The organism is Pantoea sp. BS_8 (genome assembly GCF_041954965.1).
In the GTDB taxonomy this organism is placed as follows: Bacteria; Pseudomonadota; Gammaproteobacteria; order Enterobacterales; family Enterobacteriaceae; genus Pantoea; species Pantoea stewartii.
Genome location: NZ_JAVAXU010000003.1, coordinates 125,503 through 138,009 on the forward strand (window position 1 = coordinate 125,503; position 12,507 = coordinate 138,009).

Annotated in this window: 15 protein-coding genes; 4 read left to right on the plus strand and 11 right to left on the minus strand. The window is 54.7% G+C overall.

What is annotated here, in order from left to right:
- Positions 1-65: 65 nt before the first annotated feature.
- The 4 genes from RAC65_RS09435 to RAC65_RS09450 form a co-directional block, all read right to left on the minus strand.
- Positions 66-596: an RES family NAD+ phosphorylase gene (locus RAC65_RS09435; protein ID WP_058707743.1), complete on the minus strand. Its 531-nt coding sequence runs from the start codon at positions 594-596 to the stop codon at positions 66-68.
- A gap of 299 nt (positions 597-895) precedes the next feature.
- Entirely contained in the window at positions 896-1,033 is a 138-nt protein-coding gene (locus tag RAC65_RS09440; RefSeq protein ID WP_185199127.1) for a hypothetical protein, read from the minus strand.
- 96 nt (positions 1,034-1,129) lie between these two features.
- On the minus strand, positions 1,130-1,459 hold the full coding sequence (locus tag RAC65_RS09445; RefSeq protein WP_033740761.1) for an STN domain-containing protein: 330 nt from the start codon (positions 1,457-1,459) through the stop codon (positions 1,130-1,132).
- A 332-nt stretch (positions 1,460-1,791) separates the two neighbouring features.
- Positions 1,792-2,031: a hypothetical protein gene (locus tag RAC65_RS09450; protein ID WP_006120349.1), complete on the minus strand. Its 240-nt coding sequence runs from the start codon at positions 2,029-2,031 to the stop codon at positions 1,792-1,794.
- Between the two features lie 266 nt (positions 2,032-2,297).
- On the opposite strand from RAC65_RS09450, the gene RAC65_RS09455 reads away from it, so the two are divergent.
- Positions 2,298-3,518 (plus strand): MFS transporter, encoded by a 1,221-nt coding sequence (locus RAC65_RS09455; protein ID WP_375096630.1) that lies wholly within the window; start codon positions 2,298-2,300, stop codon positions 3,516-3,518.
- A 33-nt stretch (positions 3,519-3,551) separates the two neighbouring features.
- Here RAC65_RS09455 and RAC65_RS09460 read toward each other — a convergent pair whose 3' ends face one another.
- The 5 genes from RAC65_RS09460 to RAC65_RS09480 form a co-directional block, all read right to left on the minus strand.
- A complete protein-coding gene (locus RAC65_RS09460; RefSeq protein WP_110268161.1) occupies positions 3,552-4,427 on the minus strand; it encodes an SMP-30/gluconolactonase/LRE family protein in 876 nt (291 codons plus the stop codon).
- Between the two features lie 458 nt (positions 4,428-4,885).
- Positions 4,886-5,167, minus strand: coding sequence for a hypothetical protein (locus tag RAC65_RS09465; RefSeq protein WP_006120355.1), 282 nt, complete (start codon positions 5,165-5,167; stop codon positions 4,886-4,888).
- Between the two features lie 244 nt (positions 5,168-5,411).
- Positions 5,412-6,221 carry a hypothetical protein gene (locus tag RAC65_RS09470; RefSeq protein WP_033740770.1) on the minus strand — a complete coding sequence of 270 codons (810 nt, stop codon included), beginning with the start codon at positions 6,219-6,221 and terminating at the stop codon, positions 5,412-5,414.
- Positions 6,222-6,230: 9 nt separating this feature from the next.
- Positions 6,231-6,683: a universal stress protein gene (locus tag RAC65_RS09475; protein WP_006120358.1), complete on the minus strand. Its 453-nt coding sequence runs from the start codon at positions 6,681-6,683 to the stop codon at positions 6,231-6,233.
- 7 nt (positions 6,684-6,690) lie between these two features.
- A complete protein-coding gene (locus RAC65_RS09480) occupies positions 6,691-7,476 on the minus strand; it encodes an IclR family transcriptional regulator (RefSeq protein ID WP_006120359.1) in 786 nt (261 codons plus the stop codon).
- Between the two features lie 153 nt (positions 7,477-7,629).
- Between RAC65_RS09480 and RAC65_RS09485 the strand changes: the two genes are divergently transcribed.
- The 3 genes from RAC65_RS09485 (at position 7,630) to ypdK (ending at position 10,534) form a co-directional block, all read left to right on the plus strand.
- Positions 7,630-9,231: an MFS transporter gene (locus RAC65_RS09485; protein ID WP_058701248.1), complete on the plus strand. Its 1,602-nt coding sequence runs from the start codon at positions 7,630-7,632 to the stop codon at positions 9,229-9,231.
- Between the two features lie 6 nt (positions 9,232-9,237).
- On the plus strand, positions 9,238-10,266 hold the full coding sequence (locus RAC65_RS09490; protein ID WP_058701247.1) for an HlyD family secretion protein: 1,029 nt from the start codon (positions 9,238-9,240) through the stop codon (positions 10,264-10,266).
- A gap of 196 nt (positions 10,267-10,462) precedes the next feature.
- On the plus strand, positions 10,463-10,534 hold the full coding sequence (gene ypdK, locus RAC65_RS09495) for a membrane protein YpdK (RefSeq protein ID WP_006120362.1): 72 nt from the start codon (positions 10,463-10,465) through the stop codon (positions 10,532-10,534).
- A gap of 49 nt (positions 10,535-10,583) precedes the next feature.
- On the opposite strand, the gene alaC is transcribed toward ypdK, so the two are convergent.
- Both alaC and RAC65_RS09505 read right to left on the minus strand, forming a co-directional pair.
- Positions 10,584-11,819, minus strand: a complete 1,236-nt coding sequence (alaC, locus tag RAC65_RS09500; RefSeq protein WP_006120363.1) for an alanine transaminase — start codon at positions 11,817-11,819, stop codon at positions 10,584-10,586.
- A gap of 116 nt (positions 11,820-11,935) precedes the next feature.
- A complete protein-coding gene (locus RAC65_RS09505) occupies positions 11,936-12,460 on the minus strand; it encodes a GNAT family N-acetyltransferase (RefSeq protein ID WP_039339839.1) in 525 nt (174 codons plus the stop codon).
- Positions 12,461-12,507: the final 47 nt, after the last annotated feature.

Sequence of the window (12,507 nt, forward strand, 5' to 3'; positions counted from 1 at the left end):
TCCGCAGCGAGCGTCGGTTTATTTGCGACCGCAGCGTGGGACAGGTTTGGTTTAATTTGCCCGCACTATAATCCCCACTTGGGGCCAGCCGGTGAAAGCGTGATCGGGATGGGCTTGCCGCTTACCGCCACGCGTGGTGCAGAAGGCGTGTTCCACTGAAAAAGACAGATATGCCAGCCGCCGGGAATAAGACGCGAACGGTCAATAATCCCATCCGCGCCTGTTGCTCTGGCTTTATCTGCGTTGTGCCATGAATCCGGGATTCGCCCCTGCTGCAGCGCCGTTCGCCAACTGCCGTCAGCGGCTTCTGGCAGGATTCCCAGTTGCTCACATTTAGCCTTATCGCGCTGATCTACCAGCCAGGCCCCTGACAGGCGTAGTGGAATCAGGACGCGTGAAAGGCCATCCTCACGCATATAGCCCGATACCGCCATGATGGACCATTCCGGCAGCGGACTCATATACAAGGCCGGTTGCCCGTGGCGATGATAACGCCCCGCGCTTTGCGGGCCGGGTGCGGCAAGCACCGCCTGCGCCTTCGCGGTTAACACAGCGCGATAAAAAAGGCCGCCCACGGGCAATAGTGCGTGATGCATGTTTGTCTTTTCTCCCGCAACAACCCCATCCCTGCGATTGCTGAACGCGCCAGTTAATCGCTTAGTGCGTAGCCACGAACCAGCCCGACCTGTCGGCGCATGTCTGCCTTGCCTGCGCACAAGCCGGTGATACACAGGCGCGGGGCCAGCCGATCATCAGATTCGTTCCATCTGCCCGGACGATACGATGTGATGCCGTTTAGGATGCGACTTTGGATGCGCCGGATTACATTGCTCATGTGTGCCGGGCAGATAAAATCTGCCGTCCTGAGAGGGCGCAGTACCGCCGGGACAACCATTCATGCCGCGCTGACCATTGTGGCCAGGCAACCCAGCACCGCCAGGTTGATTGTCCATACTTCCGCCGTTACCGCCCGCACCGCCGTTACCGCCTGTGCCTCCCATACCACCCGCTCCGCCATTTCCACCTTCCCCACCGTTGCCCCCTGGCGCGGCATAGCAGACTGATGCGGTTAACAACAAAATAAGCAAAGCAGCGCCTCTGCGCATGGTGTGACCTCCGTGATTCGCGATTATTTTTCGACAGTAATGACATCCGGCGTTTGCGCCACAATCTTCAACGGCGTGCCTTTTATAGCCTGTCCGAGCGCTTCACGAAGCGTCATGGTGCCCTCTACAGGATTCACCTGAACAGCCCCAGTGCGCGACAAATCCGTCTGGATAAAACACCCGGTACCGTGCGCCAACTGTTGCGCCGTTTCGTCAAAGCGCGACAAATGAAGATTGTAGGTCGCTTCCGCATCACATTTACCCGCAGGGATGTGACCAGAAGATGACTGGCTGCACGACGTACACGTCAGCGCCAGCAGCAAGCAGGCTGAGTTGAAGGATGTGAAATGCATAACGCCTCCGGGCACAGGAAAACTTGTGTCTTTGTCCCATAGTCAACTGTTTCTGTCAGCGTGCAGAGTATGTCTGAGTGTGATCGCAGGCGAGGAGGTGGGAAATGTTCGGTTCGCTATCGTGCCGCTTCGCACTGGCGGTAATGACCTCTCTTAGCAGAGAAAGCGAGAGCAGCGATGCACAGAGAAAGTCACGTTTTACGGTGTCGTGCTCACCGGGCGCGACGGAATGCGTCTTCGCCGTCCCTGGCGCTACCATGATTTTACGGTGATGTGTCCTGTGTAAACAAAACGGAACCGTAGCGGGCATGGCGCCCTTTCCTGTCTGGGCGTCATGCCCGTTTTTGCTGCGCATTGACAAGATGCTGGGGTTGATTGATCGCTTTGCGCGCAATCCAGTAGAGCAGAACCCGCTCATCGTCACTGTCGCGGTCCGCCATTGACAATAATTTCAGTGCCAGGGTAGATTTCGTGACAGGCTGCTGTTCTGCGCTCAGTTCGATCACTGCCTGACCGATAATGCAGCAAACTTCATCCTCACTGGTGATGGATTCATATGTCCGGTCTTTCATATTTCCTCCTGTTGAATGGACTTTAAGCCTGGCAAAAAAATGCTAAGCCTGCCGGGAAAACAGGTTGGCCGTAACATTCCCTTACTGCTGTTTACCTGCCTTCATTACCTTGACTCACCTCGTTACACTTACCCCACGCGGCCATTCATTCCGCCCTGACAGCATTTCATTCCGCGTTGCATTCCGTTCATGCGCTTTCCGCCCTCGCGCGTAGGGGTTTTGGTTATTCTGACGCCAGTATTCAGTTTCCCCCTGGGAGTAACATAATGAACGCGACTCAACAGACTGCCCACCAGCGTACACGCTGGCTCACACTTATCGGTACGGTGATAACCCAGTTAGCGCTGGGGTCCGTTTATACCTGGAGCTTATTCAATGGTCAGCTCGCGCAAAAACTGGATGCGCCCGTAAGCCAGATCGCATTTTCATTTGGTTTACTGAGCCTGGGGCTGGCCATCTCTTCTTCACTGGCTGGCAAGCTGCAGGAGCGTTTTGGCGTCCGTAAGGTCACTATCGGCGCAGGTATATTGATGGCGCTGGGATTAGGGCTGACCGCCCATGCAGATAATCTGATGATGCTGTACCTGAGCGCGGGCGTGTTGTTAGGTCTGGCCGATGGCGCAGGGTATCTGATGACGCTATCCAACTGTGTGAAATGGTTTCCTGAACGCAAAGGCATGATATCGGCCTGCGCCATTGGCGCTTACGGTCTGGGAAGTCTGGGATTTAAATTCATTTGCGGGGCACTGTTGGCACGATTTGGGCTTGAACAGACCTTTGTGCTCTGGGGCCTGCTGGCAATGGCGATGATTATTGCTGGCGGACTGATGATGCGCGATGCGCCGCTGCAATCTGCGTCAGCTACCCAGGCAGAAGCGACGCGTCAGTATACGTTGGCCGAATCGGTGCGTCTGCCACAGTACTGGATGCTGGCGTTGATGTTTCTGACTGCCTGTATGAGCGGGCTGTATGTGATTGGCGTTGCAAAAGACATCGGGGAAGGTTTGGTTCACCTCAGCACCCAGACCGCCGCTAACGCCGTCACGGTCATCGCGGTAGCAAACCTGAGTGGTCGGTTAGTACTGGGCGTGCTGTCCGATAAAATGATGCGTATTCGCGTGATCTCACTGGCCCAACTGGTTTCACTGATCGGTATGAGCCTGATGCTGTTTACACAGATGAATCAAACCACGTTTTTCCTGTCCCTGGCCTGCATTGCGTTTAGCTTCGGCGGCACCATTACCGTCTTCCCTTCGCTGGTCAGTGACTTTTTCGGCTTGAATAATCTGACCAAAAATTATGGCCTGATTTATCTCGGCTTTGGCATTGGCAGCGTAATGGGTTCGCTGGTGGCTTCACTGTTTGGCGGCTTTACGGTCACTTTCAGCCTCATTATGACCCTGCTGGTTATATCACTGGTGCTGTCACTGACTATCCGCCTGCCGCAGAGCCAGCCAGCCCATGAACCGCTGTTGCAGCGTCAGTAACGTTACAGGGCCAGATAAGCCTGGCCCTCATCATCAGCCGCGAAAACGCGGCTCTTCCATACCGGCCACGTCGACATCCACCGCAAAAATATCGCCCGACTGCGGATAGCGGGCGAGATCCTCTTCGCTGAGGTTTTCGCGTGAGCTGGTGATGAACAGCGTCTTGAGATCGCTGCCGCCAAACGTCACCATGGTGGGCCATTTCACCGGCAGTGTAATCTCATCGACGATTTCACCGTCGTGCGGATCAATACGCACGACGCGTCCGCCGTCAAACAGGGCTGACCAGTAATAGCCCTCACTGTCGACAGCCGCCCCATCGGGCAAGCCACCACGGGCATCAAACCGCCGGAAGATTTCACGCTGCCCCGGCTCGCCCTGAGCATCAAGCGGATAGCGATAGAGCACTTCATTCGGCGTATCGCTGTGATACATCCACTGACGGTCAGGAGAAAAGGCAACGCCATTGGAAATTTTGATGTCGCGTGCCTTCACCTCAAGCGTCAAATCAGGCGTTACGCGACAAAGCAAGCCGCCGTTTTTATCCTGTGGCTCCCATAAACTGCCGCACCAGAAATTACCCCAGGGATCCACGCGGCCATCATTGAAGCGGCTTTTCCCGGCGATACCGGGATTATCCGCCACTTTTTTTTGCGGTTTCCCCTGCTCGTCCAGCAGCCAGACGCCGCTACGCAGTGCGGCAATGATACCGCCCTGTTCCCGCAGGCCGATGCATCCGACTTCTTCTGCCTGGGGAAATGTGGAGAGCTCACCACTCGCCGGATCGAAACGATGGATGGCCGGTGCCAGAATATCCACACACCACAGCACCTGTTCCTGCACAGCCCAGAGCGGACATTCTGCCAGCTCTGCCTGAAGCGGCAGAACGTTTTTTACCCTATGCGTCATGTTTGTCTCCCTTTAATTGTCCTGATATTACTGTAGCGCTAATTTCCATCTTCACACATGCACGTCAGCCTTGTTTTTAAGACAGGTCTCACGCATATTAATACCTATTCGGTCTATTCCGATTGGAATATGCGCTCACCCTCTTTTTCGCGTTCTTTTTTGAAATATCGCGACATATTTATCGAAATAACTCTACACAGGCTGCATTTTTGCTGCACTTTTTCGGCGTATTATCCTGAGTATTGAAAAAGAGGAGGTGCCGTATGCCAGATATCGTTACCGCCGCGCTGTTCCCTCAGTCGGTAGCCTTTATTTCTCCTGGACAGGAGGCGTTATCCGCAGACGTTCCAGCGCAGCAGAAAGGAGGCATAAAACAAAATGATATTCACTGAAGGGCAAAGATTTCACACAGCATAATATAAAAAGAAGGTGGGATATAATCCCACCTCATTTATTCATTAACTTTTCACTGCGTAATTACACTGATACCAGGTTTTCTTTAAACCTGGTATTGTGCTGTCCTGAACAGGGAGTGACTCTACTTTATCAAAACCTTTATTGCTGCAGTAATTCGCGATATCAATTTCCATTGCATCACGATTCACTTTCAGCGGGTCGAAACGATATTGTACGGTATTTGAACTGGGATCTTCATCAACACGTTCAAACGCCCCGGGTTTACTGGCGGTACAACCGCTCAGAAAAATAAGTGCAAATGCACCCATAATTGCCATTTTCATTTTATTTCCTCACATTTTGACGCAGTGTAAGGCGCTGCAAAATGCGCATCTATAGGATTAGTACGCGAACAACTGCGTATTTACGAAGTTTTACCAATTGATTCAATACGGTTAAACAACTGGCAGGTTATGCCAATAAACTGCGACACTGATTCCAGTGAAAAGCCTCACGAACAACACCAGGAATTACTCTAAAAAAAGCCTCTCTCAGCATTTCGCCCGCCACTGGCGGGCTTTTTTCTTTTTAACCTTCGCCTGAAAGCGCAATCATTCTACGAAGCAGATTGGCGGCTTGCTTGTCCGGGAGTGCGAGGATGGCACTATAAAGATCGACAGACATGGCACACATGGAAGACCGATCAACGGCGGCATCGGCAGGCATATTCAGCTGTTGCAGCTTATTGCCCCACTTCAGGTAGAGATGGTCGACGATGGTTTTGAGATCGTGCTGCGCCTGCTTGCGGTCCAGCGGTTGTTCGTCCCCCAGACTGTTAAGCAGCAAATACTCGGTGGCATCGGCATCTTTTTGGTTCAGGCTGGCGGGCAGAGTTTCAACCAGATTGATACCGCCCTTCACCTGCGGATAAAGAAACTGAAAACAAAGGCCCGGGTCAATTTTATTGAGCGTCTGCATTTCTTCCACAGAGACGCCAATATATTTCAATACGGCCGCGTCAGTACCCCGCATAAGGCGCTGATTGATCACATCCGTCAACAACCCGCGCAGTTCGCCCGTTGCCTGCAACATGGGTTCGCCTTCACGCAGTTTGCGCGCCAGATCGCGCGTCAGTATTTGCCACAGCGCGGGTTCCTGAGTGCGCAGCACCCGATATACCGTAGCCTGTGCCATATAATCTGCCGCGCGCTCGTAGCGTTTCTCCTGCTGCTGCTGAGGCTGGATCCAGCTGAACCATAAAACATTCGACAACAACAGCGGCAGGATAAAAAGAACCACGCCCTGCCACGCTTTAAGCCGGGTGGTTCTGACTAACATAACGATGATAATCGCCAGCAGCACAAAGGCGGCCAGCGTAAGAAAAAGCAGGAGAGTCATACTACGTTGTTAATCCTTACGCACATCGATCAGTACCGGGCAATGCGCGCGTTCAACCACAGCGGCACTCACAGATCCTTTTAATAACCGGTTAAAGGGCGATAAATGACGTCGCCCCATAATAATCATGCTGGCATTGAGCTGCTGGGACTGGGCCACGATTGTCTCCGCCGCTTCGCCGGCCAGAATCATACCTCGCGCCTTAATGCCGGCCTGGAGCAAGGGTGCCAGGGCATGACGTACCACCATTTCAGCGGTATTTTGCTCATCCTGCGCGGCCACAAAATCTGCCGGATCTTCACCGGCATCAATATCAATGGGCTGGCTACAGGATGAATAGGCGGGATCGATACAACACAGCACAATCACTTGTGCATCATGCGCCTGTGCTTCTTCGATCGTTAACGACACCACTTTCTTCGCGACCGGTGAATTATCGATAGCCATTAATACTGTTTTCATTGAGCACTCATCCTTCAACAGCGGCAATTTTGCCAATTTCACGAATCAGAGCCTGTTTGCACAGCAACATTTCTTCACGATAGCGTGATTCATGCTTCTTAAACCGCGCCGTGGGCACCAGTAAGGAGACCGCAAAGCGGCCAAACAGTGTATCGAGCGCAAAGGCCATGGTTGAAACGCCTTCAAGGGTTTCACCACGGTCGTAGGAAATGCTGGTTTCACGCACTTCCCGAAGCATCTCTAACAGTGCTGCCTGCGTCTTAACCGTCTTGTCCGTGAGTTCGCGCCAGGCATCTCCCACCAGCGTCCGGACGTCTTCATCGCTTTCCAGCGCCAGCAAGGCGCGGCCACCCGAGGTGCTGTAGAGCGGCAGCTCCAGTCCGATACGGGGAACCACCCGCAGCTCGCGCGACGCCACAACATAATGAATGACGGCAAGCTGCGCACCACTGGCGCGGGACAGGGAGACCGTTTCATTGGTATCCGCCGACAGTTTTTCCAGCAGCGGCTTGACCAAATCGACCACATCCGTGTTCACGCTGGCGAGCAGCTTCAGTAAAGCTGGCCCAAGACGCAATCCGCCCGCCCCACTGCTTCGAACCAGTTCGGCGCTGTCCAGCGCGGCCACAATGCGCTGTACGGTAGAACGCGGCAGATCAACCGCATGCGCGATTTCGCCCAGACTCATGCCACCGGGATGCTCGCCCAGAGCATTAAGAATTTTAGCCGCGCGCGCAATAACCTGAATACCGCCCGTTTTTTCATCTTCGCGGCTGGATGATTGTTGAGTCATAGCGTCGTCCTTTTTGAGCTGGCTTACTGTAACCCGAAAAGCGCACGTTTTACAGCGTGTACCACATTGCAATACAGCATATTGCCATGTAATATCGCCCCGCCTGTATCGCATCGCAATACATCGAACCAAAAAAACAATGAGACACCTGCTATGACGACCCAGCCTGGCACTGCGCCGCCGCTGCATCCCTTTACCTTACGTCTCGCCCTGGGCCTGCTTGGCGTCTGGATCGCGGCGCTGACCTCCGGGCTCAACGATCGCGTCAGTGATATTGCGCTGGCCGATATTCGTGCTGCTCTCGGTATGGGCTACGACGACGGAAGCTGGATTGTTTCGGCTTATCAGGCTGCCGAAGTGGCCGCCATGATGATTGCGCCGTGGTTCGCGGTGACGTTTTCCCTGCGCCGCTTTACGTTATTTGTTTCGGTCGGCTTTATGCTGTCCGGAATACTGTTACCGCTGATGACCGATCCTGTGCTGTTTATGGCATTACGCGTGATCCAGGGGCTCTTTGGCGGCGCGCTGCCGCCGATGCTGATGACCGTCGCCCTGCGTTTTCTGCCACCGCCGTTCAAGCTCTATGGATTAGGCGCCTATGCCCTTACTGCCACCTTCGGGCCGAATATGGCCGCGTCGCTGGCCGCCTTCTGGACCGATCAGGTCAGCTGGATGTTTGTCTTCTGGCAGGTTGTGCCCGGTATGCTGATAGCCCTCGTATTAACCGGCTGGGGATTGCCTCAGGATCCGTTGCGCACAGAACGTTTTCAGCAGATCGATCTGTTCGGGATGCTCACAGGCTGTAGCGGGATGGCGTTAATCATTCTGGTACTCAGCCAGGGCGAACGGCTTGACTGGCTGGATTCTCCGCTGATTGCCGCTATGCTGCTGGCCGCCGTACCGTTACTCATCGTCTTTTTAATCAATGAGTGGTTACATCCCCTGCCGCTGTTTAAGTTGCAGATGCTGCGGCGACCTAACCTGCTGCACGGCCTGCTGGTGCTGGCCGGCGTCCTGATCGTGTCGCTGTCCGGCTCTGCCCTGCCTTCCAGCTATTTTGCCCAGGTCGATGGCTTTCGTATCGCCCAGTTCGCGCCGCTGGCGTTGACCATTGGGTTGCCCCAGCTCATTGTGGCACCGTTGCTTGCCGCCCTGCTGAATATCCGCTGGATTGACTGTCGCTGGATGCTGGCAGTGGGCTTGTGCTTCCTGATTGCCTCCTGCCTGCTCGGTATGCAGATCACAACGGACTGGGCGCGGGATAACTTCTGGCTGATTCAGGCGTTGCAGGCCGTAGGCCAGCCGATGGTGATTCTGCCCGTGCTGATGAGCGCGACCAGCGTGGTAGCACCGCCTGAAGGACCTTTTGCCTCGGCGATGTTCAACACGGTACGCGGGTTTTCCAGCATTGCGGCCTCTACCCTGGTGTCATGGTTTGTCAGCCATCGTGAACAGTTTCACTCCAGTATCCTCGTCAACCAGGCGGGCAGCAGGCCGTGGCTGATGACCGCCCCCAACAGCAGTCAGGCCAGCAGTCAGTTTCCGCTGTTGCCCGATGGCAGCGTGAGTTCCGTCGAGAATCTGCGCGGCTTTGCTACCCAGATAAAGCACCAGGCGCTGGTGCTCGGCCTGAGTGATACCTGGCTGCTGCTGATCGGTTTTGCGCTGCTGCTGCTGGTCGTCACCGCCTGGCTGCCCAAACGCGTCTGGCCGCCCCAAACCTTGATTCAACCTGCAACCTCCACGTCGAGATAACTGTATATGCGTGCTTTAGTAATGAGAAAAACCGTGCTGCTTTCCCTGCTGCTGCTGGTTTTGCTGGCGATGGCGCTGATTGTCTGGTCCGTGATGACCCGTAACGATCACCGTACCAATGATGCCTGGGTCAATGCCGATTACACCCTTGTTGCGCCCAAAGTGTCGGGGTACATCGCCAGCGTCAGGGTGAAAGATAACCAGCAGGTTGCCGCCGGTGAACTCCTGGCGACGCTGGACGATCGCGATTACAAAGTGGCACTGGAAAGCGCGGAGGCCGCATTGCAGGTCAGTGAAGCCAAACTGTTGAGCAGCAAAGCACAGCTGGAGCAGCAGGAGTCGGTCATTGATGAACAGAAGGCCAGCGTTTCCGCCAGTCAGGCTTCGGCGCAATATGCCGGACAGAGTGCCGAACGCTATAACCGTCTCTATCAGCGCGGCACCGTTGCCGCTGACGAGCAGCAAAAAGCCAGCTCGGCGCAGCGCTCTGCCAGCGCCGCGGTGCGTCAGAGTGAAGCCGCGCTCGCTTCTGCAATTAAGCAGGTTGGCGTGCTGCAGGCAGCCGTCCGATCCGCCGAAGCGGATGTTGCTGCCGCCCGAGCCAGCGTCGACCAGGCACGTCTTAATCTGTCTTACACCCGCATTGTGGCCCCGGTGGCCGGCATGGTGGGACAGCGCGCAGTGCGCCTGGGCGCCTATGTTTCCGCCGGTACCCGTTTGCTGGCGGTGGTGCCGTTACAACAAACCTATATCACCGCGAATTATCTGGAAACGCAGTTGCAGGATGTGCGTCCGGGTCAACCCGTCCGCATCAGGGTAGATGCTTTGCCTGACCAGATTTTTACCGGTCACGTCGACAGTCTTGCCCCCGCGACAGGCGCGACATTTGCGGCGATTGCTCCCGATAATGCGACCGGCAACTACACGAAAGTGGTTCAGCGATTACCGGTTAAAATTGTCTTGGACCAGGACCAGAAAAACCTGGCGCAACTCCGCGTAGGCATGTCGGCAGTGCCAGACATTGACGTTCGATAAAAATGTGAACAAACTCTCAGAACCAAACTATTTATTTTCGGTCTGAATACGCGTAGATTAGCCCCGATCCTGTTCTGAGTTATTCAGTTCGTACGGGAGATCGTTGACCGTAAATCTGAACGGCGACCTTATCCTTTCTGTCCGCGTTGCGCTGGATGGGATCGCCAATATCGTAACCGCTCAGAGGAGTTCGCTTGTGAAATATGCGCTGATGGGAATTTCTTTCTTTGTACTACTTTGGGTCGGCACCTTTGTGCTGATGCTGTAGTCTCTGCAGGCATTCCACAGGGGCGACAGGTGGTCGCCCCAATGGGATGTTAAATCTGTTCTTCCATACTTTTCACGCTGCCCGGCAAAATGCCGTCGGCGCGAAACATCGCCTTAATGCCTCTTACCGCCTGTCGGATACGATCGCTGTTTTCAATCAGTGCAAAACGGACGTGCGTATCGCCATAATCACCGAAGCCCACGCCGGGTGAAACGCATACTTTCGCTTCCTGCAGCATGTGCTTGGCAAATTCCAGCGAGCCCAGATGCGCATAATGATCCGGAATCTTTGCCCAGACGTACATCGACGCTTTGGGAATATCCACCATCCAGCCCGCTTCATGCAGCCCTTTCACCAGCACGTCGCGGCGACGTTTATACTGTTCGGCAATATCGCGCACGCACTGCTGATCCCCTTCCAGGGCCGCAATCGCCGCGACCTGTAAGGGCGTAAAGGTGCCGTAATCGTGGTAGCTCTTGATTCGGGCTAAGGCGGCGACCAGCTCTTTGTTGCCCACCATAAAACCTATGCGCCAGCCGGCCATGTTATAGCTTTTTGACAGGGTGAAAAATTCGACGGCCACATCCCGTGCGCCAGGCACCTGCATAATGGACGGCGCTTTCCAGCCATCATAGACGATATCGGCATAGGCCAGATCGTGAATGACCAGCACGTTGTACTGTTTGGCCAGCGCGATGACGCGCTCAAAAAAGTCCAGCTCTACGCACTGAGAAGTGGGATTCGACGGGAAACCCAGCACCATCATTTTAGGTTTAGGATAGCTCTCGCGAATAGCACGCTCCAGCTCATTGAAGAAATCAATGCCCTCCACCAGCGGGACGGAGCGCACCTGAGCGCCTGCGATAACGGCCCCATAGATATGAATGGGATAGCTGGGATTCGGCACCAGCACCGTGTCACCATGGTCAAGCGTGGCCAGCATCAGGTGAGCCAGACCTTCTTTGGAACCAATGGTGACTATCGCTTCCGATTCGGGATCAATATCTACCTGATAACGCTCCTGATACCAGCGTGAAATAGCACGCCGCAGGCGAGGAATACCGCGCGATGTGGAATAGCCGTGCGTATCTTCACGTTGAGCCACCTGGCACAGTTTTTCGACAATGTGCGGCGGCGTCGCGCCATCGGGATTACCCATTGAAAGGTCGATGATATCTTCGCCGCGCCGACGCGCAGCCATCTTCAGTTCAGCGGTAATGTTAAAGACGTAAGGGGGCAGGCGTTCAATACGCGAGAAACGACGAGTGGTGCTGTTATCAGCCATGGTATCCTCTGGAAACGTTAGCGCCCGGACCGTCCGAGCGACGCTGGTCACTGCGGTGACCTCAACAAGAACATAACGCGCTAATAACAACTTTGTCGAGAGAAGCAGGAAATTTTTTATTTTCCCGGATTGAGCCGCTCGAGCAGCCAGTCATTCACCCAGCGGTCATTCAGCAGATAATTATTTTGCAGCGTCCGTTTCAGCAGAAAGCCGTTTTTTTCCAGAATTCGCCGGGAAGCCCAGTTTCCTTCCACCACCAGCGCCCGGAGTTTGAGAAAATCGGCGTCGAACAAACACGCACACAGCGCCTCCAGCGCTTCACTGCCAAACCCCTGACCACAGTGGCGATGCAGCAGCATATATCCCACCTCCGCCTGACGGGCGGGCTGCCATTCAGGCGTACAACCCAATAACCCGATGGCTTCCCCGCTGTCGCGCCGCCTGATGACCAGGCATAACATGTGAAAACTGCCGGGTTGCCAGGGTGCCAGACGCTGACGAAACCGCTCACGGATATCATCTTCATCGGGAATGTCACTTACCCAGCGCATAGTATCGCGATCTTCATGTACCGCACGAAACAGCTGCCAGTCTTCAGGCTGCAAAGAGGTTAACGTCAAACGCGAGGTAGTCAGATGCATACATCACTCCGGGCGATAACACGTAATAAAGTCACCGGGCCTGACCA